We start from the raw sequence: 22,763 nt of genomic DNA on the forward strand, positions 1-22,763 counted from the left end.
TAAGGGAAATAGTATTAATTAATCAACGACCACTTTAAAAGCCTTAATCAGTTTTTTGTTTTGAGTAAGTACGACCAGGTAGGCCCCTTGTATCTTGAGGCTGTTTTGATATATCGTAATTTTCGAATCTATTTTTTCGGTAGAAAGAATTCTTCCTCCTCCGTCATAAATGGCAATCTCCAATCCTTCTGTCGGTGGGAACTTCACTGTAAAATTATTGTTCATTTTCACAGGGTTCGGATACAGCATATATTGGAAATCTGAAGTAGCATCACCCGGTCCTTTTGTATAGGCTGGATCATGAATATTATTTTTATCCGGTTGCTTTTCTCCGGTACTATTGGTAGCAAAAGTAAAAACAGCTGAATTTTTATCTTCAGGAAATTCTACTCCCGAATATTCTACCATTTCATCGTTAGCCTTTCCTTCTATTTTTTTTAAACTGCCATCCTCATTTTTAATAAGCATCCAGTAGTTCAAACGTGAATTTTCAGGATTCATCAGCTTTTTAGCAATCTGCAGCACATATCCTTTTTTAGGAATAGTATTGCCGATAAAGTTGATTTCCCAATTTCTCTTCAGTACCCTTAAGTTTTCTTTCTCTTCAAAACTGAGATCTTTGTTATCATCAGACCATATCGCAAATGTATAGTTGTCTAACGGAGCATTATTTTCAAAATTAGTCCTTGAAATCTTTTCTCTTCCAATACTGATTGTCTTATCCTCCTGGTTACTGGATTGCTTCTGATTAAGCTCATTGGCATCATCTCTCCCAATACCGGTAGGTCTGTTTTTAAAATCTTTATGTTTTTCAGGATCCCAGATGACATCCCCTTTACTGTTGACATATTTTACACCCTCCAGCGAGATCCCGTATTTAATAGACAAATAGGTATGAACCTTTTCCAGGTCCTTTTTTGAAAGCTTCCTGGGAACAAAAATAGCCTCATAAAGATTTTTATCTTCAAGGCCTATATTCAGACGGTCTTTAGGGTTACTGGAAATTTGTTTAGATCCCAGATAAGAAAAAATACTGGGTTTCTTTTTCAGTTCAATAAGCTTGTCGCTTCCACTGCTTTTGAAAGAAGTATTGCTAAGCTCTGCAATAATATCTTTATTATACCAGATGTTTTCGTCTTCACCTGAATGATGTACAACGATTAGAGATTGGGCATCATTTTTACTGTAGGTAATAGGCTTTGGAAAGTGTTGCCTTATATTACAATTGAAGTTGAGCAATGAGCCATAATCGCATTTTGAGGTTTCTCGCAACGATTCGGGTTTTGCTTTTTCCCAGATCTTATTTTTCTGATCAATAAGTTGTGCATTACCATAGAAGATACCTAAGCACAATGCAAGGCAGCTGCACACATTTAAACGGTACTGAGTTTTCATTCTCTATGAGGGTTATTAGTACAGCCAAATTAGCAAAAAATATGAAACGAGCATTAAAAATTTAAAAAAATTCAATATTTTAATAAAAAATAACCTTTACAAACCAATAAAACAAGTAAATAAATCTTATTTCACTATTGTAATAAAAAACTGAAAACAGCTTCAAACAGGACATTTTCTTAGAAAAGTAATAAGTATTGAGAGCTTAAAAATCAGTTAGGTTAGAAAGTAAAAAAAATATTTTTTTTCCCCTACGAGAGAATTTTGACTTAACATAATAACAAATTATTTTGAATAAAAACACCTTGAAAAGTCAATTTACACATTGAAAATAAGTTAATTATGTTCAAAATTTATTATTTCGCATGATATAGTCCTCTATTTTTGAAGACCGTAACAATTATCCCCAAATAATGATCATCCTAAACCTTATTATTCTTTTTTTATAAATTTTTGAAAATATCATAGGAGGTAAACTGGAAACATATTTTAATTTATCTTCTGTCTTTTCTTAAAACAGCATCCTTTTATTCATAATAACATCATCATTTTTCCATTTTAATTCATTTATTATGGATTTATATAAAAAATATTGTGTGGGGAAGAATATTTTTCCTAAAAAACTGGCTTACAATCTCTTTTTATTTTTAGTTTTACAGAAAAAATGTTTGATTTTAGTACTATGTTCCATACTGAGGGCCCAGACGTTGTTTACACATGGACCATTCCTGTATTTGCTGCTATTATTTTTATAGAGATGGCCTACAGCCATTTTAATAAAGAGAAAATTTATGAAACCAAAGATGTAGCAACCAATGTTCTTTTTGCCCTGTTAAACTATGGACTGGACATTATCATGAAGGGCTTTTCTCTTTTTGTTATGATGTTTTTTTATCATCACCGCATTTTTGATTGGGAAGTTGGAATATGGTATTGGATTGCTGTATTTCTTGCCCAGGATTTCGCTTATTATGTCCACCATTATGTAGACCATCACTCACGGGTGTTCTGGGCTGTACACATTACCCATCACAATTCTGATTATTTCAATATCAGTACAGGCTTCAGAAGCCCTGTATTCCAGCCTTTGTACAGGTATTTATTTTTCTCCCCGCTAGCATTCATGGGATTCCATCCATGGCATATTTTAGTAGCGTATTCGGCCATACAAATCTATGGTACCTTTGTGCATACTCAATCTATTAAAAGCATGGGATTTTTAGAGTACATTTTGGTAACTCCTTCGCATCACCGTGTACATCATGCCTGTAATATCAAATATTTAGACCGTAATATGGGAATGGGACTGATTATCTGGGACAAAATCTTTGGGACATTTGAAAAAGAAGACCCTGAAGTTCCTGTAAAATATGGAGTATACCCAAAAATAAAGTCTAAAGACCCTGCTACTATGCTCTTTTACGAATGGAGAAGAATTGGAAAAGATATTCGCCAGCCAGGACTTTCTTTTAAAGACAGGATAAAATATCTTTTTTACTCTCCGGGCTGGAAGCACGATGGCACCGGAAAGACGGTAAAACAATACCAAAAGGAATATAACGAAAAGATAAAAAATAAGCCGTTACCTGAAAAAATAGAAGTTCCAGAACCAGAATATCAATATTCAGATCAATAAAATATTCAATGAAAAATCAATACTTTATTTAAAAAAATAACTGCCCCGGCTCTGTGAGCCGGGGCAGTTTTATAAGCAATTATAAAAATTTATTTTACAGGTTTGATAGAAACCGCGAAACCACCGCTTCTTACCATTTTAAAATTAATCTTAGACTTGCTGGTAATCTCTTTCTTGTAGATATTATAGCTTTGAGGGTTGTCGATATAATCAGCATCTTTTCCATCTTCATAGATGGTTGCTTCATATTTCTTTCCTTTATCCAGGAATGAGAAATCTACGGTATACTCACGCTTATTTTCGTCTGTAATACCACCTACAAACCAATTTTCAGTACCTTTTGCTTTTCTGGCAGTGATCACGTAATCTCCTGGCTCTGCAGATAAGATTTTAGTATCATCCCAGTCTGCAGCAACATCCTTGATAAACTGGAATGCATCCATATGCTTCTTATAGTTTTCAGGAAGGTCAGCTGCCATCTGAAGAGGCATATACATCGTTACATATAATGCTAACTGCTTAGCTAATGTAGTTTTTACAAAACGCTTATCTCCAGGGAAATAATAGTCTAATTTAGTTTGGAAAATTCCCGGAGTATAATCCATTGAACCACCCATCCATCTTGTAAAAGGAAGGACAGTCTGGTGATCAGGCTTATTTCCTCCGAAAGCCTCATATTCCGTACCACGTGCTGCTTCTGCAGAAATATAGTTTGGATAGGTACGGCTTTCACCGGTAGGACGTACAGATTCGTGAGAGTTGACCATAATCTTATACTCATTGGCTTTTTCAGCAATTCTGTAGTAATGGTTGATCGTCCATTGAGAGTAATGATGTTCTCCTCTCGGGATAATATCTCCTACATATCCTGTTTTTACTGCATCATACCCATATTTATTCATCAGCTGGAATGCTTTATCAGACCATCTTTCATAGTTGGCTGCCGAACCGGATGTTTCATGGTGCATGATCAGCTTTATTCCCTTAGAATGAGCATAATCATTCAGCATTTTGATATCAAAATCCGGATAAGGAGTAATGAAATCAAAAACAAAATCTTTAGAATGTCCGAACCAGTCTTCCCAACCGATATTCCATCCTTCGATCAACAGTCCCTGGAATCCATTTTCAGCGGCAAAGTCGATGTATTCTTTAACTTTTGTATTGTTGGCAGCATGTTTTCCGTTTGGAGTCAGTTTCGAGAAATCCGTTTTATCAATATGAACATTCTCCGCTGTAGAATACGCCCACTGTGATTTTCCGATGATCATTTCCCACCAAACACCCATGTATTTTGTAGGGTGAATGTAAGAAGTATCCGTATACTTTGTAGGCTCATTAAGGTTAAAAATCATCTTAGAATCCATCACCTGTTCCGCTTTTGGAGCGACAATAATTGTTCTCCACGGTGTTGTTGACGGAGTCTGAATATACCCCTTAGCTCCCTGTCTGTCTGCTGTCAGGTGCGTTTTGAATCTGAAGTTCTGTGCATCAACTTCAAGATGGGATGCAGGGTAATCCAATACTGCAGCTTCAGCAACGTTGATATACAAAGGTTCTTTTCCTTCTCTTTTAAGCATTAAGGGTGACTGAACTGCATTTTTCACTAATGACTGTGATGCATTGGCATCGAATGCCTGATCCCACTTAGCAGGAATTTCAGAAACTTTAGTTTCCTGATATTGATATTCCTGAGAGTCATAGTCTGCAACCAACCACCAAGCTTTCATATCTGTTGGGAAATCAATTTCAGAATCCTCTTCTCTGATAACGAAATAATTAAGGTTTTTCTGTTGTGGAAATTCATATCTGAATCCCAGACCATCATTAAACAATCTGAATTTTACCACAATACTTCTATCTGTAGAAGCCTGGTTCAAAGTAACTGCCAACTCATTGTAATTGTTGATGTAGTTTTTCTTTTCCCCAAGAACCGGCTGCCACGTTTCATTTTTAGAATCCCTCTTTTCATCTACCTTAGCAAAACCGTTGTTTAAGTCGAATTTTGCATCTTCCGGTTTAGCAATTTCGGAAGCGAATTTTATGGCTGTGTCTTTAAATAATCTTAATCCTAACTTAGAATCTTCAACCACTACTCCTCCATTATAGGTAAGGTTATAGTAAGGTACTCCATTTTTCAGCTGAAAATTCATTTCAAACTTTCCATCCGGAGATTTTAAAGATTGTGCTTTCACACCTACAAACATCATGGAGAGCAACATTGCTCCAACTGTAATTTTCTTCATATTGACTATTTATAATCTTAAAAATAGATAAAGTGCTGCGGTAAAGCAACACTTTACTATATAATTCATTTAACTTATTATAATGGCTCGATTTTGTAGATTCCCAGTTTCAGGTCTACAGAAATTTTATAGTTTCCTCCGTTTCCGTTAAACATAACATTTCCATTATTTCCTTTTGGAGCCAGATATCCTGTATTGCCATCTCCTAAAAGATTTCCCCAATCCAGCTCTCCAAAGCTCTGCTGGCCCAGAAATTTAAACTGAGAGCCTGCCGGAAGGGCAAGGGTATGCTCAAACTTACCATCCCCCATGTTGGTCATAGCAATTGCTGTCGCAGCATTCCATGAATTAATCGTACCTACGATGTACAGGTTTGCAGGATTCCAGACTGTGATTGGAGATGCAGATACTGTGATTGTTTTTTTTGTAGCTTCTGCATCAATAACAATTTTATACATTCCAGTCGCTCCGTTAAACTTAATATTTTCCGCCGGTGCAGCAGATAAATTGGAAGACCAGGTTTTAAAATATTTGTTTTCCTGTTTCATTCCTGCGAAATCTAAGCTGTAATTTAATGGGTTCCAGTCCTTCTGTCCCAGGAATCTGAATGTTTTACTGCTTTCCAAATAAGTATATATTGTAGAGATATTCTCATTTTTATATAACAACTGGGCCTTACTTGCATCCCAGCCTATAGCAGACGCTTCACCTACTAAATAAAAAGAAGGGTATGTAGTCAAATAAGGAGTTACCTTCATTGAAATCACATTAGAATAAAATACAGCATTCCCTATGGAGGCCTTCATTCTTATTTCAATATTTTCTGCAATTTCAGGAAGAAATCCCGCATCGATAATAATTTTATTAAAATCTTTTACGGTATAAGTAGCAGTCAAATCACTGGCTATAAGATCTGTACTTTTAGCATCTTTAAACCCGGTTCCGGCTTTGGCAATGTCCAGCGCATTATTATTTACGACAGCAAGATTAAATGTCGGATTAGTCCAGGTAAATTTTACAGCTTTATCATTTTCGTTAGCCTTCAGCATAACCAATGTAGTAGCATCCGCTGATAAAGTAGGAGTTTTTGTCATCTCCAGTACAGCTTTGTCTTCATCCTTCTCACAAGAAATCATGAATATCCCAATGAAAACCGCAGCTAATATCTTGAATAAATTTTTCATTTTAAACGGTATTTAAAGGTTAGTAACCAGGATTCTGGATAAGATTAGGATTCGCAACAATATCCCTGTTCGGGATAGGGAAAAGGTTTCTATAGCTTTCCACCGCTTTTCCTTCTTTTACATTTCCTTTCCAAGGCCAAAGGTAATCCCCTGTGGTATACTTGTTGAAACGAATAAGATCTGTTCTTCTGGTAGTTTCCCAGGAAAGTTCTCTTGCTCTTTCATCTAAAATGAAATTCAGATTGATAGAAGTTACATTCCCATTGGTATTACCGTACGCACGTTCTCTCAATTGGTTAACGTAAGTAACTGCAGTTGCTACACTTCCACCAGAACCACCTCTGAGAACAGCTTCCGCATACATAAGGTAGATATCGCCCAAACGGTATAAAGGAATATCCGCCTCTACCCAGTTATCGTGAGCGCCGGGAGTTCCGTTACTTTTAATATTTTTATACTTGATAAATGCATATCCATCCGTAAAAACACCTAAATTATTAATTTCCAGATTCTGTCCTGAGGTAAAGAATCTTCCTCTTTTATCAGCTCCATCGGCAGGAAATAAACCTACAAATGCCTTTGTGGTCCTCAAACCACCCCATCCGCCACTGACTCCAAAATCAGAAGCCTTCATATCTCCACCTATTGCCGCATGCACCAAATAAGTCGTTCCACCGTTGGTCTGAGTATTGATTCCGTCAAAATTTACACTTAGAATTTGCTCTGGATTATTGATGTTGTTATCTGCAAGGAATAGCTCGTCATATTTTGGTTTTAAAGAATATCCTGCTGCAATTACTTTATTGCAATAAGTGATACAATCTGTATTTCTCGGTGTTCCCGTATATACTTCAGCATTCAAATATAGTTTTGCAAGCAGTGACCATGCCGCCGCTTTGTCTGCTCTTCCATACTCATTCGTTTTAGGGTCTTTAAGTTCGCCAGCTACTGCCAAGAGTTCAGACTCAATAAAAGTAAACAAAGCCTTTCTCTCTATTCTCTGTGGAGGAGTTAAAGATCCCGGTACATAGGTTTCATCTACAAAAGGAACATTCCCAAACATATCAATTGCATGATAGTAAGACTGTGCTCTCAGGAAACGTGCTTCAGTTCTCATTAGCTTAGCTTGTACAAGATTGTCACCGGTAATATTATTTTCCGCTAATTTTTCATCCGTCACATTTCGCAGAAATTCATTACAGAAAGCAATTTCTGTGTACACTCTGTAATACATGGCTGTGATAAATTCGTTGGAAGAATCCCAAGTCATTTTATGCAGTGTGTGAAGATTTCCGTCATTCCAGCCGATTACAGCTTCGTCCGTCGTTAAAACATTCAGGTTGTACATCAGCCTCGTGTATTGGGAAAAACCTCCATTAATTCCGTTGATATCACTGTCTGGCTGGTCACCGTCACCGCTTATCTGCCCTCCCATAGCAAGACCTCCATATAGTTTTGCCAGAATATTTTTATAATTGGAAAAATCTTTATAGATCACCTTAGCTGTAACATCCGTAATCGGTTCTCTTTCCAAATCATTAACGCATGACGCTGTGGTCAGTAGAAAAGCCGCAGAAAGAGGCAGTACTATATTTTTAAGTTTGATTGTATTTAGTTTCATCGTAATTATTATTTAAAATTGAAAGTTAAAGCCTAAAGAATATATTCTAGGCATCTGATAGTATCCGTTATCGATTCCGCCAAAAACTTCAGGATCTACTCCTGTGTATTTTGTGATCACAAAAACGTTTTGCGCCATACCGTATACTTTCAGATTACTTCCTTTAGAAAAAATTTCTCCGAAATTATAACCTACGTTGATATTGTCAAGTCTTAGAAAGGATGCATTCTCTACATAAATATCTGATTTGTATTGAGGTACTGAAAACTTATATTCCGGTGCTGTAGAAAATACATTCTGAAGATATTCGTTGGTAGATGCAGACTGTAAAGAACTGTTGGATGCCATATTGTTATACACATAGTTTCCTAACACGGCTCTTGCACTAAGGGCAAAGTCCCAGTTTTTATGAGAAACCTTGGTAGAAAAGCCTAAAATAGCATCCGGAGTAGTCGATTTATAATAATACATATCTTTCGTATTAATCACCCCGTCTGCATTTCTATCTACATAAGCTCCGTCTACAGGTTTTCCGTTCGTATCATATACCTGCTGATATACCCAGAATGCGTTGGGAGCATACCCTACCGCATGAGCCTGAATTCTATTTCCAGAACCACCCTCAATACCTCCAACTTCCATATTGAAAGATTCATCAGCTCTGTCTTTTAACTTCGTTATTACCGGCTTGTAATGAGTAGCATTGAAACTTACTTCCCAGGTTGTTTTTTCATTTTTAACAGGAACAATAGTAATACTTCCTTCGATCCCTTCATTTTTCATATCCCCTACATTCTGCCAGCTGGCGTTGCTCAAACCTCCTGCAGGCTCATCAGCATACACCAATAAGTCTTTAGTATCTTTTCTGAAAAGGTCGATGGATCCCGTAATTCTATTACCCGCAAAGCCATAATCTATACCTATATTCTTTGTAGTAGTAGTTTCCCAGGTAAGATTTGGGTTATAGTTGGTCGGTCTGAACATAAAATAATACTCATTCCCAAATTGATAGCCCGCTCCCGGATAACTTGGATTGTAGGAAGCAAAAGCAGGGTAATTATTGGGTTTATTCCCATTAACTCCCAGTGCCGGAAGTTCTTGCTGTCCTGTTTTCCCCCATCCTGCTCTCAGTTTCAATGTGCTGATTGCAGAAATATTTTTGATGAAACTCTCTTCGTTAAGCTTCCATGCTAAGGAAACCCCCGGAAAGACACCCCATACATTATCTTTCGTTCCGTTAAAGAATCGCGAAGAACCATCTCTACGTACAGATCCTGAAATAATGTATTTATTAGCTACCGTGAAAATTGCTCTTCCATAAAAAGAGATCAGTGTATTTTGCGTTTCAAAATTCAGGTCCTGTGCATTGATTCCGGTTCCTCTATAGGTAACGGCTCCTGGAATACTCAAACGGAAATCCTGATAAGCATATCCTGCTGTAATGTCTACACCAGTATTGATTGCACTTATATTCTTTACATAATTAAAGTAGGTTTCCAAGAGCTTGTTATTCTTTTCCATAGAATAAAAATTCGAGCTCCCTTTATCGGTATACCCTTGTCTTAAATTACCATCCTTAAATTTATGTCCTTTACTTTTTGTATAATCGTATCCGGCATTTACGTTGAAATGCAGGTCAGGAAGAAAATGAAATTTATAATCTAACTGGATATTCCCCAGTCCTCTTGTTACTGATGATACATCTCTTACCCCATTAATCATTCCCAGCGGGTTTGAATTCGCATTGGCATTAAATCCGGTGGCAGCTCCCGGATCCAGCCACTCATAGTAACCTCCATACTTAGTATTTCCTGAATACACCGGCTGTGTAGGATCAAAATAAGTAGCAGCCTTGATTACTCCACCGTCTACAAATTGGTTATCCGTAAAAGTTCCTTTCGCATTTACATTCACTGATAAATGATTGTCAAAGAATTTTGGATTTAAGTTCAAACCTACTGAAGTTCTTCGGAATGAATTTGACTTTACAATTCCATTCTGCTCGTTATAGCCTAATGATAAGCGGTAAGGCAGTCCCTTAATACCTCCTGAAAGGGCCACATTATTATCTGTACCCCATGCTGCCTGATAAATCTTGTCTTGCCAGTTGGTATCTGCATTTCCCAATTTTGTTTTGTAGCTGTCCGGAGCATAAGTATTGACAAAGTCTCTAAATTCCTGCGCACTCAGTACATCTACATTTCCCATTTTGGTAGACACTGAGGTAACAGTGGAAAAATTCAATTTGAACTTTCCGGAACTTCCTTTTTTGGTTGTAATTAAGATCACACCATTGGAAGCTCTGTTACCATAAATCGCAGTAGCTGAAGCATCTTTCAGGATATCAAATGTTTCAATATCATTAGGGTTGATGAGGGATAACGGGTCAGAAACCCCATTCATTCCTACAAAATCCTGAGGAACTCCATCAATAACAATCAATGGAGAGTTTTCCCCACTTAAAGAAGAAGTACCCCTGATTCTGATTTTTGTTCCGGAACCCGGAGCACCACTGTTATTGGTAATCTGTACCCCGGGTGTTTTCCCTTGGATCAGCTGTCCGGCAGAAGTTGCCCCTCCGTTGAAGTCTTTTGCAGTGACAGAAGTAATAGAACCGGTAAGATCAGATTTTTTCTGCTTTCCATACCCAATCAAAACCACTTCTTCAATCTTTTTTTCTTGAGGAATAGAATCCTTGTTCTGCGCATGCATTACTGTACTGGCCAGTAAAAAAGCAGGCGCGATTTTTAATACTGTTGTAAAGTTATTCACAATCATATTTTTTTATAGTTTCGTTTTTTCAGTCATATTTTGGCCTGAAGCCAGACTCGCAATTTATAAAAAAAATAGAATTATTATAAATTTAATATAATTTTAGTTAAAATTATGTATATTACGAAACCTATTTTAGTTAAAATTTTAAATTCCAATATTTTACAACGACTTATGCATAGCATAGTATTTATGCTAAATTAACAAATTGTTAAACATTTGTTTAACTTTATTTCATATCCACATGGAAAAAAATAAAGGTGTCAGGCATAATAACTCCACAAAGAGCGGTATTCAAGAGATAATCCTTATCTTTGCAGTCAAAACTTTACTATAAATGTCAAACAGAAAGATGATTACGGCAGCTTTGCCTTATGCAAACGGACCGGTTCATATAGGGCATTTGGCAGGTGTCTATATTCCTGCGGATGTTTACGCAAGATTTCAGAGAAGATCAGGAAAGGATGTAGCGTTTATCTGTGGATCAGATGAGCACGGAATTCCTATTACCATAAGAGCTAAAAAGGAGGGGGTTACCCCACAGGATATCGTGGATAAATATCACGAGATCATCAAAAAATCCTTTTCAGATTTAGGAATCTCTTTCGATGAATATTCAAGAACAACTTCCAAGAACCATTATGAGACCAGCCAGGATTTCTTTAAGGTTCTCTATGAAAAAGGAAAGTTTACTGAAGAAATTTCTGAGCAGTATTTTGACGAGCAGGCAGGAGAATTCCTTGCTGACCGTTATATTGTAGGAACCTGTCCCAACTGTGGCAATGAGAATGCTTATGGTGACCAGTGTGAGAAGTGTGGGTCTACCCTTTCTCCTTCAGAACTGATCAATCCGAAATCCATGCTCAGTGGAAATGTTCCTATTCTTAAAGAAACGAAGAACTGGTATCTTCCTTTAAATGAATATGAAGACTTCTTAAATGAATGGATTATTGAAGGGCACAAAGATGACTGGAAACCGAATGTATACGGACAAGTTAAGTCATGGTTAAATGACGGACTGAAACCACGTGCAATGACCAGAGATCTGAACTGGGGAGTTCCTGTTCCTCTTCCGAATGCAGAAGGAAAAGTACTTTACGTTTGGTTTGATGCTCCTATCGGGTATATTTCATTCACTAAAGAATGGGCTGAGAAAAACGGAAAAGACTGGAAGGATTACTGGCAAAGTGAAAACAGTGACTTAGTACATTTTATTGGAAAAGATAATATTGTATTCCACTGTATTATTTTCCCTTCGATGATGAAAGCTCACGGAGACTATATCATGCCTGACAATGTTCCTGCTTTTGAATTCCTGAACCTTGAGAACGATAAGATCTCAACATCAAGAAACTGGGCGGTATGGGCTCATGAATATGTGGAAGATTTCCCTGGCCAACAGGACGTATTAAGATATGCTCTTCTTTCTTCAGCTCCTGAAACAAAAGATAATAACTTTACATGGAAGGATTTCCAGACTAAGAATAATTCTGAATTGGTGGGGATCTTTGGAAATTTCATCAACAGAGTTGCTGTTCTTGTTCATAAATATTATGATGGTGTCATTCCTCAAGGAGATGTAAACAGTCCTGAATTACAGGAAATAAACAAAGCAGCAAAAGAAATTTCAGGATTCCTGGAAAACTACGAATTTAGAAATGCTTTATCTGCATTAATGAATCTTGCCCGTTTTGGAAACCAGTATCTTCAGACAGAAGAACCATGGAAAACAATTAAAGACAACCCTGAAAAGGCTGCACAGTCTTTATTTGTAGGAGCACAGATTGCTGTAGCTTTAGCTCAGTTGTGTGAACCTTTCATGCCTTTCAGCTCTGAAAAGCTATTGAATATGTTCAATGTTGAGAAGAAAACATGGAATGATATTGAAACCCAATCTGTTTTAATTGAAACCGGACACAAAATCAACGAATCCTCTCTTCTTTTCTCAAAAATTGAAGATGACGTGATTGAAGCTCAGATTCAAAAATTAGAAGATACCAAACAAAACAATAAAAAAACAAACCCTAACGCAACCCCTATGAAAGAAGAGATCTCTTTTGATGATTTTACTAAAATAGACCTTAGAACAGCAACCATTTTAGAAGCTGAAAAGGTAGAAAAAGCAGATAAACTATTGAAACTTACTGTAGATACGGGAGTAGATGTAAGAACTGTTGTTTCAGGAATTGCCGAAAGCTTCACTCCGGAAGAATTGATTGGAAAGCAGGTAATGATCTTACTGAACCTTGCTCCAAGAAAAATCAGAGGAATTGAATCTCAGGGAATGTTACTATTAACGACTAAACCTGATGGAAAATTATCTTTCGTAACACCGGATGACAGCAATGTCGAAAACGGTATTGAGATCGGATAATTACCCATTCACTCATATACAAAGAGGCTTTCTTCCAAGATAGCCTCTTTTTGATTCTATATGATCCGCAGTATCATTTATAAACACAGGATAAGGTAAATATTTCAATATAAAAACGTTTTTACAAATATATATGGTAAATAAAAGCGTACTGAGGAAACTCTCAGATTCCGAATTAGAAAAATATATAAAAGAAGGCAATCGTTTTGTGTCAGAAGCTGTCTCGATGGCTTTTGAGCTATTAAAAGAAAGAGGACGGGTTTTTACCGAAGAGGAAAAAGCCGCAGTTCAGGAGTTGATTCAAAGTAAAAAAAATGCAGAAGAAGCAAAGCTTACGGAAGAACAAGAGCTTTGGAAGGATCATATTACAGAAGATTCTACTGCTATCAAACTGTATTCCAGGATGACCGTTTTTATAAGCAGTGTTATTCTGGGCACCATTCCTGGAGCTATTCTATTGTGCCTGAATTTAATAAAATTAAAAAAATATTTCCCGGCTCTCCTTACATTGATATTCGGCTTTCTTTTTTTCTTTTTGCAGGAATATGTATTTCAATCTCATTTTGACTTCACCACCACCTCACGATCCAGTCCTGAAATGGGAATTATAGTAATCGGAACATTAAGCCTGGTCGGTATCTGGGTAGCTACTATTCCCAAAAAGCTTCCTTATCAGGCAGAGTCCTATATTTTCCCTGTTATTTTATGCATTGGAACGGCAGTTCTGATGTCCTATTATTACCGGGATTGGTTTTCCATATATCCATTGCTTAAGATTCTCCGTTTATTCAGATAAAATATTGGTTTTACCATACGTTTTTAGAAGCTGATTCCCGCTATCCACTTTTACTCCTCGCGCCCAAGCTAAACAGGCCAAATCTGGCTGCGGGGTAACCGTTTCTATCGGGGCTAAAAAAATCATTCCGTAAGACTGGATCTTACGGAATGACAATATATATGAACATCGGCAAAATTGCTTCGTAGGCCGATGATTGCTATTTCTTGGTCAGTTTTGCCAAATAAGAATCCTCATCCTTCAGAATCCGTTCTATTTTAAATCCATTATGCTCCGCTGCATTTTTAAGGGTATTGAAATCGAGATACAGCCATGTGATCGGCTCCTCAGATTCCCCTTTATAATGAACCACATAGTCTAGCTCCCCATAATATCCACCGGCAGGAATATACACACCACCATCTTCATCCCGGTCAAACATATAGAGAATATCAGTACTGTCGATCAGAATTTGCCCGTTATCATTTAATAAAGCATGTAATTTTTGAAGATAGGGGTCTATTTTAGGTAGACTTTCAAAAATTCCGGTACCATTCATCAGTAATAAAACAGTATCGAAAGTTTCTCCCGAAAAATCAAGAATATTTTCACAGACAGCATTTTTGATCCCTCTCAGTTTACAAACCTCAACAGATTTTGGTGAAATATCCAGCGCCACTACCTCAAGGCCTTTTTCATTCTGAAGATACAAAGCATGAGAACCGGCCCCTGCCCCTATATCCAAAACTTTTCCTCCGGATAACTGCAGTGCCTTCTGCTCAATACCATTCATTTCTTCAAAATCTCTGAATAAGTAATCTACAGGAAGTTCATCCAGTTCAGAAATTGATGTTTCAGTCTGCAGATCTTCCGGATTGTCATTGTGATAATAATCCCAGATTGCTCTGCCCATTAAATCTTTCATGCTGCAAAGATACAAGTTAAAAATGGAGAATTAAAAGTTGAAAATTGAAAATTTGCCGTCCCAATCTCACTAATACAACATCCGCAACACTGTCAACCGAAGGCTTTGCTTCGGTCTTTAAATGATAAAGATGAGTGGAATAATTAATATTTTAGGTTTTGGCTAAAGCCAGATGATATTTGATGGATATGGTAAGCAGACTAAAGTCCACACCTCTTGAATTTTAACAATACATCCTTATTTTTTACTTTCTTTTGTAAAAAATAAATCTTCTCTTCACCACAACCTATCACCTATTACCTACTCCATCGAATCCTTCTCCCTATGTCTGTCCGCCTGAGACTCATTTTCAGCTACTCCCGCTTTCCAGTAAGAATACGCATATAGTTCCTGGGAAGTCCAGTTTTTATCTTTTCTCAGATAAGTACGGATTTCTTTAACACTTGAAAACTCGCAGGCCACATAACCAAACTTCCGGGTTTCAGGAATTTCGATATTTTTTACCGCTTCCGGCATCTTACTACCGGTCTGAGGTTGTGCATTATGAAGCCACTTAAAATCAATATCTGCTTGAGTTGCTAAGAGCTGCTCATCTTCTTTTCCATGAACTTCAATGATACAGACCCCTTTTGCAGTTGCCGGCAGGGTTTCTAAAATAGCACTTAAAACAGGAATTGCGGTAGCATCTCCCACCAATAAATACCAATCGGCTTCCGGATACAGCTCTTTTCCATCCAGCCGCATCATCACTCCCAGTTTGGAACCAGCTTCTGCATCTCTCACCCACTTTGAGGCCGGACCACCGTCTCCATGATCTACAAAATCAATGATCAGCTCATTTTTCTCAAGATCAATTCCTCTATGTGTATAAGTCCTGATAGCCGGAGCAATTTCCTTAGCAGGATATACCCATTGATGATTTTCATCCAGGGTTGGAAAATGAATTTCGTTTAACCCAGCCGGAGGAACTGCAATTTTATTATTATCTCCTACCACTGTGTTTTTAAACAAATGGGCTTCAGGTGAATATAAATAAACCCTGATAAAATGGTCAGTGATGTAATCTTTTCTGGTCACTTCGGCAACAATCTGCCCTGTTGAAATTTTCGCCATAACTGAAATTTTTTTTAAAATTAATATCCGGTTTCCAGCTAGCGTCAGAAACCGGATGTCTAAGAAAATATCATTCAGATTAAGGCTGTATACCCTAATCTATTTTTAAAAATCAAATGTATAAGACAGATTGAATGTTCTTCCTCTTCCTTTGTAATTAAACAGTTCAGGAAGTCCGTAAGAAGAATATAAAACCTGAGAACGCTTGCTCCAAATCGTCTGATAATCCGTATTAAACAGGTTCTGGATTCCTACATTGAATTTACCCCAGTTGAATCGGTAGCCAATCATTAAATCAGAGGTATTATATCCTTCCACTACATTATTAAGCTCATCTTTCTGTTTGAAATTCTGCAACGATTGGAATCTGAACGACCAGTCCTTAATAGTATATCCGATATAAGTCACTAATTTTGATGGAGAAGCGTTATAGATCTCCTGCTTTTGCCATTCTCCTTTATTATCTACCTCAGATTTAATCAAAAGTCCGCTGGCTCCGAAGTAAACCCCATTGCTTAAAGCATAGGAAACCTCAGCTTCGATTCCCATATTCCTTAATTTCAAATCATTCACCAGGATCTGAAACGTTTTTTTATCTACTGCAACACTCTTGTCAGAATTACTTAAAAATCCTGCAACCTGTGCTCTCAATCCACCTTTATTGACACGGTACCCCACTTCAAACTGATTGGTTTTGATCGCCTGTAGTGGCTGATCTTTTACATTGATACTTGATACCACATCCCAGTTCGTCCCATTCAATTTATAGGTCCCGATGCCATAAAACTTTGCAGGATCTGCCAAACTTGCCCCCTGAGAAAATGTTCCCCAAACCTGGTGCTGTTCATTGAATTTATACAGTAATCCGGCATTCGCAAGGGTTACATTGTAAGAACTCTCCCCGCCGGGAATGGCAGATGCTGATGTTCCGTATCCCATTGCTACCTGAGTCTGCTGCTCAGAGCCTACAAAATCATCCATTTTTACAGTGATGTTCTGATAACGGACTCCTGCATTAACCTGTAACTTGGGAAGGATATTGTACTTTGCCTGAACATATCCTGCATAACTCTGAGAATGGTTGGTAGGATATCTTCCTAATCTGTATTTTGTTTCATTGATCAATCCACCGCTTGACATTGTTTTAGCAATATCATAAACCGACTGATTTCCTTCAAATTTTTCAAAATCAATATCCGCTCCATAAGTAACATTCAGTCCTCTCCATGATTTTGATAATAAAGCTTTGATCCCTGAGTAGTAGGTATCCTGCTGTGAAGATGACATATAGGCTATTTTTCCGCTCTGCAATGTCACATTTCCGGGGAAAGGATAAAATCCTAATTTCTCACCACGGGTAGCCAGCTGTACATATAGGTCCTGTCCGCCAAGAATTCCGGTCCCGGTATAGGCTACGGTTCCCATATAACGTTCTGTTCCTACATTTTTATCGGAAGAAAAACCGTCTCTCATTTCCAGCAAAGAAGCATTTTTCTTTGTAAAAGCACTTAAATTTTCTCCTAAAAACAGGCTTCGGTCTCCATTAAACTTAGAGTTATAATACTGAAGGGAAGCTGTTATTTTATGTTTATTATTAAACTGGTATCCTCCTGTAGCCATGATGTCAACAGACTGGTTGTACTGAAGGTCGGTTTGGGTAATATCGGTAAAAAGCTGATGCTGGTCTGCACCATAGACTCCCCCATTTTGCTGGTAAGCAATTCCTAATCTTCCGAAGAATTTTTCTCCTTTTCCTGCAATAGACTGTGCAGCACGGAAGTCATGGTCATCTTTACCCATAAATCCTGAACGTGCTCCCAATTCAGTTTCTCCACTGATTCCTTTTTTGGAAGGGGTTTTTGTAATAATATTGATGATACCCCCGGTTGCATTTCCTCCATAAATGGAACTTGCTCCGGAAAGCACTTCAATTCTTTCAATATTAAACGGGTCAATAGCATCCAGCTGACGACTGATGGCACGAATACTGTTCAATGAAACTCCGTCAATCATTACCAGCGCAGAACGTCCTCTCATATTCTGTCCATAGTTGGTTCTTCCCTGTGGACCAATATCCATACTTGGAATTAGGATCGAAAGCATTTCTTTAATAGGAACCCCGCTTTTGGCCTGTTCCTGAATTTTTTCTTTCTGAACCACCCAGACTGTTCCTGGAATTTCAGAGATTTTTGTAGGTTTTCTGGAGGCTACGATCACCACATCGTCAATACCTTTAGAGGCTATAGAATCCTTAGCGGTCTGGGAAAATAATAATCCTGAAGCTAACAGACCTATGAATGCATACTGCTTTTTCATTCTTTCTACTCGAAGTTTTATAATCCCACAAAGATAATTTTTATTACTTCTAAATAAAAATAACTAAAGCTGAAATTATTCATAATTTAAAAGACTATGCAGTCTGGATTTCATGTATAAAATTCATAAAAAACGTAAAATCCCAGCCTATACAGGATCCGGGATTTTACTAGTGAAAAACAAGGTTATTTTTTATACCGCAGGTCCGGCTGCGTCTTTTATTTCTTCTAATAATTTTTTTCGTTCATGAAGTCTTCTTCTTGCAATAACAGATTTTCCGCCAATTACTCTTACAAATCTCAGGTATTGGAAACGTTTGGCTCCAAAATGATGGGTAATTACATAAAACAATACTCCGAAACCAACCATAATGATATATCCGAATATCTTTTTGGTAGCTATAATAATAGCATTCAGCTGGATAGCCTTCATATTGGCAGCTACATTCTGAGGAGTAACCGTCATTCCGTCCATATAGACGGCAAGGTCTCCTACTGCTGTAATCTGAAAACGGTATTGAAACCACGAATACAGGGTTGAAAAAATACCTACAGCCAAAAAGGTTCTCCAAACCAATACCAGCCCTATTGCGGCAAGCATTTCATCCATTTCAAGCTTATCTAAAGTATAAAACCATACTGAAATAAACAGTGAACACATTCCATAGCCTTTTAAGAACATGGGCAGATACCAATGATCATAACTAAATTCCAATACCATCGAAAAATACATAATGATGGCATATCCTATCATCCCGGCAAAACCTGAAAATATATACATCTTCAGCGGTTTTTCCTTTTTAAACCAGAAAACAGCAATAGCTCCGGCTAAGATAATTCCGGGAATCATCAGTAGACTAAGACCGGCATTCGTCACTTGGTCATATCCCAAAACTCCCACTGCAAAAGTATTCTGAAGAGAGGCTGTTCCTAAAAACATTCCCAACCAAAACAACATAAACAAACCATGCTGAACATTATTTTTGGTAAATATTTTAAATGAAAGGTAAGGCCGTTTTAAAGTTAACTGACGGATACTAAGCAGAGCAAAGCTTATAAAGGCCGCAATACTTGCATTAATGATATGTTTTGAATTCAGCCAATCCTGTTGTCTTCCGAAAGCATACACATATGCCGAAAACATAAAAGTGGATATAAACAGCAGTATACTTAGCCAGTCGATGTAGTGCAGAGGGACTTTCAGTGCAAAATACTTATTGTGCATGAAGATCCAGTGGATAAGCGCCAATGCAAAACATAAAACTGCAGTAAAGATGTAAAACTGTTGCCAGTTGTACAGAAGGGCAAACTTAGCAGCGTAATAAGCTGCTACCTGGTTCATTACCAGAACAAATGTATAAAACAATCCGTAAAACATTCCCCGGTTACCGATCATCATCATTAATGGCAGAAACAGTTCTATAGTCACCATCATTTTCATAAATCCAATCAGAAGAGAGGTAGAAACAAAAATCATGGGTTCTAAAGTAGTGGCATTCACATAGCTCAAAAGCCCCAAAAGCACAAGCAGCAATACCATTTTATCTCTCACTTTGAATCTCATTTTCATTCTGAGAACAACCGGCATACACGCTCCCATCCCAATGGTAGTGGCATAATTGGCCCACATGAAATATTCTGTTAACGCGCCGGTACCGCTCACCAAATGGCTGATATTCCCGGTATACACCCCACCAAGCGGCATTACCACTGCAAGCAGTAATACAATCAGCAGCAGCTGTACGGGTTTAGGTACCCAGTCGTTATATAATCCTTTGTTGTACATGTTTTTTTTAGATAATAGATTTCAGATATCAGATAACAGACTTTTAATTCATCTTCAGTTCTCATTCAAAGCATTTGGTCTGAAATCTGACATCTTCCACCTTTTAGTCTTGATTAATATTCACATTCATGTTCATTCCTGCACTTAGTTTATCCATATCTTCTTTTTTATTGGAAGCTGTAAATTCAATTCTTATAGGGATCCTTTGCTGCACTTTAATGAAGTTTCCGGTAGAGTTATCGGTAGGTACGCTTGAATATCTTGATCCGGTGGCCGCAGACACTGCTGTCACCACTCCTTCAAACTTTTTACCCCCCAAAGCATCTGCCGACATTGTTATTTTTTCACCGATTTTAATATTAGGCATCTGACTTTCAAGGAAGTTAGCGGTAACCCACTTCTGACCGTTCAGTACAATGGTAGCTACCTGCTGTCCCGGCTGAATCAGCTGTCCTTCAGAAATCGTTCTTCTTCCCATTACCCCATCATAAGGTGCTGTGATGACCGTATATGAAAGGTTGATTTTTGCCATGTCCAAAGCAGACTTCGTTCTTTTAATTTCTGCATCATTGATTCCCAATCTGCTCTTCACTTCTGTTGTAGAAAGATTCGCCGACTGCTTTTGATTGACCAATGTTTCATAAGCTGCTTTCTGGGCATCATATTCAGTTTTTATCTGGTCATATTGCTGTCTTGTCACTGCTTCAGCGGACAGAAGATTTTTATATCGGTTTAAGTTTTGTTCGGCATTCCAAAGTCTGGCTTTGGCACCGGCAATATTGGACTCCATTACATTAATGTTGTTGGAGACTGTGTTTACAGAAGAACCTGTAGCTGTTTTCTGAGCTATTGCATTCTGATAAGCAGCTTCAGCTTGTCCCAATTGTGTCAGGATTTCACGATTGTCAAGAACCACCAGGGTATCCCCTTTCTTTACCTTTTGGTGTTCTATAAACTTAATGTCTTTGATATAGGCAGAAACCCTTGTATTGATTGGATTAATAAATTCTTCAACCTGAGCCGCTTCCGTATAGGTTTTATTCCCGATATGGAAATATTCACGGATTAACCAAAACAATCCGAAACCAATCAACATAAAAACGATGATGTTGGAAATGATTGCTCTGATTTTATTTTTTTTATTTTGCTTTTTTTTACCTTCTCCACTTGGTTTTGCAGGAGTTTGAGGTGTATTTTGAGTCGTTTGTTCCTTGTTTTCCATTGTGCTGATTTTCAGTTTAAAATTAAAGTGTTCCTGTAGATTTCAAAAGGTTATAGTACTGGTACAAAACATTGATCTCCGCATTGGCATAATCAAGTTCTGACTGCAGTTTCTGGTTCTGGGCATCAATCATTTCTGCCTGCACGGCCAATTGGTTCAGATACTTAGCTTCCGTGATTTTATAGTTCTCTTCCGCCAGCCTTTTTGAATCATTCAGGATATCCGCCTGCTGAATTGCTTCCTGGTATTTTGTATAGGCTGCATTCACTCCCATGTCTATATTCTGCTCTGTCAACGTTATGACATCATCAGCCTGGTTCTTTTGCAGTTCACCTAATTTTACCTTTTCTTTTGTTTTATACAGTGTATCTATATTGTAGCTAAGGGAAACACCGGTCTGCCATCCTCCGGAATACATATCCAACACAGGGTTTCTTGTGGTAATTGGCCTTTGCAGGGTATACCCCCCAAATCCAGCTATGGTAGGCATGTTATCAGTCTTTATAATTTCGATATTCTTGTCAGCTATAGCTCTGTTTTTCTGTGCTGATTTCAGCAATGGATTACTGTCGTGAGCAAGGCTCATATAATAATCCATACCGATTCCTGATTCTTTATTTTCAATACTTTCGGTAGGAACAATTTCAGTATCAGATGGTAGACCTAACGCAATATTTAAATTATAGTTAAGGATTTTTTTATTGTTGGAAAGGGTTAGAATTCCCTGGTCCAGGTTTTTAATAGCCAACTCACCACGGATCACTTCATTTCGGGTTACCATACCCTGCTGGTAGAATTTCTGGATATTTTTAAGACGTTCCTGAGCCAGCTTTTTGTTGTTTTGAAATACTTCTTGCTGATTTAGGGTTTTGTATACATCCAGATAATTTGAAATCACTAATAATTTCACATCCTGCTTGTTCTTCTCCAAGTCCAATTCTGAAAGCTGCTCCCGAAGGCTGGCCATTTCAACAGACTTATTCACCAATCCTCCTTTGAAAATCAGCTGTGTCGCCTGTACCGCATACGAACTTCCGTAATGAGGCATGGGAATAGTGGTGGAATTTGAAAAATCTTTGTCAATAGCTACTGCATCTCCCAAATAGAACTGGCTTGTAGAAGCCGTAATGGTGGGTAATTTTTGAAGTTTTACAACATTGGTGTTCTGTTTGGCGATGTCAATATTCTGTGCAGAAACTTTTAACTGCTGGTGATTTCGGACTGCCAGTTCGGCAACCTCCCCGGCGGTCATCTGTTTAATCTGTTGTGAAAAAAACAGCGCAGGAAAAGCTGCTATCAAAAGAGATAGTGCTGTTTTTATTTTCTTTGTCATTTTACCTTGTTTTACGGATACAAAGTTAAAGCAATAACAAAATCAATCAAATGTTTGATTTTTGGA

14 protein-coding genes are annotated in these 22,763 nt (G+C 37.7%); 3 read left to right on the forward strand and 11 right to left on the reverse strand.

Annotated features, from left to right (window positions below):
- Positions 1-18: 18 nt before the first annotated feature.
- Complete coding sequence (locus B8967_RS09980; RefSeq protein ID WP_084085993.1) at positions 19-1,395, reverse strand: T9SS type A sorting domain-containing protein; 1,377 nt, start codon at positions 1,393-1,395, stop codon at positions 19-21.
- 664 nt (positions 1,396-2,059) lie between these two features.
- Here B8967_RS09980 and B8967_RS09985 point away from each other — a divergent pair.
- Complete coding sequence (locus B8967_RS09985; protein ID WP_047485354.1) at positions 2,060-3,031, forward strand: sterol desaturase family protein; 972 nt, start codon at positions 2,060-2,062, stop codon at positions 3,029-3,031.
- Between the two features lie 89 nt (positions 3,032-3,120).
- Here B8967_RS09985 and B8967_RS09990 read toward each other — a convergent pair whose 3' ends face one another.
- The 4 genes from B8967_RS09990 to B8967_RS10005 form a co-directional block, all read right to left on the reverse strand.
- The gene (locus B8967_RS09990) at positions 3,121-5,277 is read right to left on the reverse strand and encodes a glycoside hydrolase family 97 protein (RefSeq protein ID WP_084085994.1); all 2,157 of its coding nucleotides are present in this window, start codon (positions 5,275-5,277) and stop codon (positions 3,121-3,123) included.
- 77 nt (positions 5,278-5,354) lie between these two features.
- A complete protein-coding gene (locus tag B8967_RS09995; RefSeq protein ID WP_084085995.1) occupies positions 5,355-6,461 on the reverse strand; it encodes a SusE domain-containing protein in 1,107 nt (368 codons plus the stop codon).
- Positions 6,462-6,480: 19 nt separating this feature from the next.
- On the reverse strand, positions 6,481-8,082 hold the full coding sequence (locus tag B8967_RS10000; RefSeq protein WP_084085996.1) for a RagB/SusD family nutrient uptake outer membrane protein: 1,602 nt from the start codon (positions 8,080-8,082) through the stop codon (positions 6,481-6,483).
- Between the two features lie 12 nt (positions 8,083-8,094).
- Positions 8,095-10,854 (reverse strand): SusC/RagA family TonB-linked outer membrane protein, encoded by a 2,760-nt coding sequence (locus tag B8967_RS10005; RefSeq protein ID WP_084086299.1) that lies wholly within the window; start codon positions 10,852-10,854, stop codon positions 8,095-8,097.
- Positions 10,855-11,191: 337 nt separating this feature from the next.
- Here B8967_RS10005 and metG point away from each other — a divergent pair, with 337 nt between their 5' ends.
- Complete coding sequence (metG, locus tag B8967_RS10010) at positions 11,192-13,228, forward strand: methionine--tRNA ligase (RefSeq protein WP_084085997.1); 2,037 nt, start codon at positions 11,192-11,194, stop codon at positions 13,226-13,228.
- 133 nt (positions 13,229-13,361) lie between these two features.
- Positions 13,362-14,024: a hypothetical protein gene (locus tag B8967_RS10015; RefSeq protein WP_084085998.1), complete on the forward strand. Its 663-nt coding sequence runs from the start codon at positions 13,362-13,364 to the stop codon at positions 14,022-14,024.
- A 199-nt stretch (positions 14,025-14,223) separates the two neighbouring features.
- Here the strand turns inward: B8967_RS10015 and B8967_RS10020 are convergent, their stop codons facing one another.
- From B8967_RS10020 to B8967_RS10045, 6 genes are all read right to left on the reverse strand, one after another.
- Positions 14,224-14,928, reverse strand: a complete 705-nt coding sequence (locus B8967_RS10020; RefSeq protein ID WP_084085999.1) for a class I SAM-dependent methyltransferase — start codon at positions 14,926-14,928, stop codon at positions 14,224-14,226.
- Positions 14,929-15,228: 300 nt separating this feature from the next.
- A complete protein-coding gene (locus tag B8967_RS10025; RefSeq protein WP_084086000.1) occupies positions 15,229-16,041 on the reverse strand; it encodes a siderophore-interacting protein in 813 nt (270 codons plus the stop codon).
- Between the two features lie 105 nt (positions 16,042-16,146).
- On the reverse strand, positions 16,147-18,357 hold the full coding sequence (locus tag B8967_RS10030; RefSeq protein ID WP_084086001.1) for a TonB-dependent receptor: 2,211 nt from the start codon (positions 18,355-18,357) through the stop codon (positions 16,147-16,149).
- Positions 18,358-18,549: 192 nt separating this feature from the next.
- Positions 18,550-20,142 (reverse strand): hypothetical protein, encoded by a 1,593-nt coding sequence (locus B8967_RS10035; RefSeq protein WP_047485367.1) that lies wholly within the window; start codon positions 20,140-20,142, stop codon positions 18,550-18,552.
- Positions 20,143-20,245: 103 nt separating this feature from the next.
- Positions 20,246-21,364 (reverse strand): HlyD family secretion protein, encoded by a 1,119-nt coding sequence (locus B8967_RS10040; protein WP_084086002.1) that lies wholly within the window; start codon positions 21,362-21,364, stop codon positions 20,246-20,248.
- A gap of 22 nt (positions 21,365-21,386) precedes the next feature.
- Positions 21,387-22,697: a TolC family protein gene (locus tag B8967_RS10045; protein ID WP_084086003.1), complete on the reverse strand. Its 1,311-nt coding sequence runs from the start codon at positions 22,695-22,697 to the stop codon at positions 21,387-21,389.
- Between the last annotated feature and the right edge of the window lie 66 nt (positions 22,698-22,763).

The organism is Chryseobacterium sp. YR221, assembly GCF_900176315.1.
In the GTDB taxonomy this organism is placed as follows: domain Bacteria; phylum Bacteroidota; class Bacteroidia; order Flavobacteriales; family Weeksellaceae; genus Chryseobacterium; species Chryseobacterium rhizosphaerae.

What these genes read in the sequence shown, in the direction of transcription:
- B8967_RS10045 (WP_084086003.1), bottom strand. Translation starts at nt 22,697, where the DNA reads ATGACAAAGAAAATAAAAACAGCACTATCTCTTTTGATAGCAGCTTTT.
- B8967_RS10015 (WP_084085998.1), top strand. Translation starts at nt 13,362, where the DNA reads ATGGTAAATAAAAGCGTACTGAGGAAACTCTCAGATTCCGAATTAGAA.
- metG (WP_084085997.1), top strand. Translation starts at nt 11,192, where the DNA reads ATGTCAAACAGAAAGATGATTACGGCAGCTTTGCCTTATGCAAACGGA.
- B8967_RS09995 (WP_084085995.1), bottom strand. Translation starts at nt 6,461, where the DNA reads ATGAAAAATTTATTCAAGATATTAGCTGCGGTTTTCATTGGGATATTC.
- B8967_RS09980 (WP_084085993.1), bottom strand. Translation starts at nt 1,395, where the DNA reads ATGAAAACTCAGTACCGTTTAAATGTGTGCAGCTGCCTTGCATTGTGC.
- B8967_RS10030 (WP_084086001.1), bottom strand. Translation starts at nt 18,357, where the DNA reads ATGAAAAAGCAGTATGCATTCATAGGTCTGTTAGCTTCAGGATTATTA.
- B8967_RS10035 (WP_047485367.1), bottom strand. Translation starts at nt 20,142, where the DNA reads ATGTACAACAAAGGATTATATAACGACTGGGTACCTAAACCCGTACAG.
- B8967_RS10000 (WP_084085996.1), bottom strand. Translation starts at nt 8,082, where the DNA reads ATGAAACTAAATACAATCAAACTTAAAAATATAGTACTGCCTCTTTCT.
- B8967_RS09985 (WP_047485354.1), top strand. Translation starts at nt 2,060, where the DNA reads ATGTTTGATTTTAGTACTATGTTCCATACTGAGGGCCCAGACGTTGTT.
- B8967_RS10040 (WP_084086002.1), bottom strand. Translation starts at nt 21,364, where the DNA reads ATGGAAAACAAGGAACAAACGACTCAAAATACACCTCAAACTCCTGCA.
- B8967_RS10025 (WP_084086000.1), bottom strand. Translation starts at nt 16,041, where the DNA reads ATGGCGAAAATTTCAACAGGGCAGATTGTTGCCGAAGTGACCAGAAAA.
- B8967_RS09990 (WP_084085994.1), bottom strand. Translation starts at nt 5,277, where the DNA reads ATGAAGAAAATTACAGTTGGAGCAATGTTGCTCTCCATGATGTTTGTA.
- B8967_RS10020 (WP_084085999.1), bottom strand. Translation starts at nt 14,928, where the DNA reads ATGAAAGATTTAATGGGCAGAGCAATCTGGGATTATTATCACAATGAC.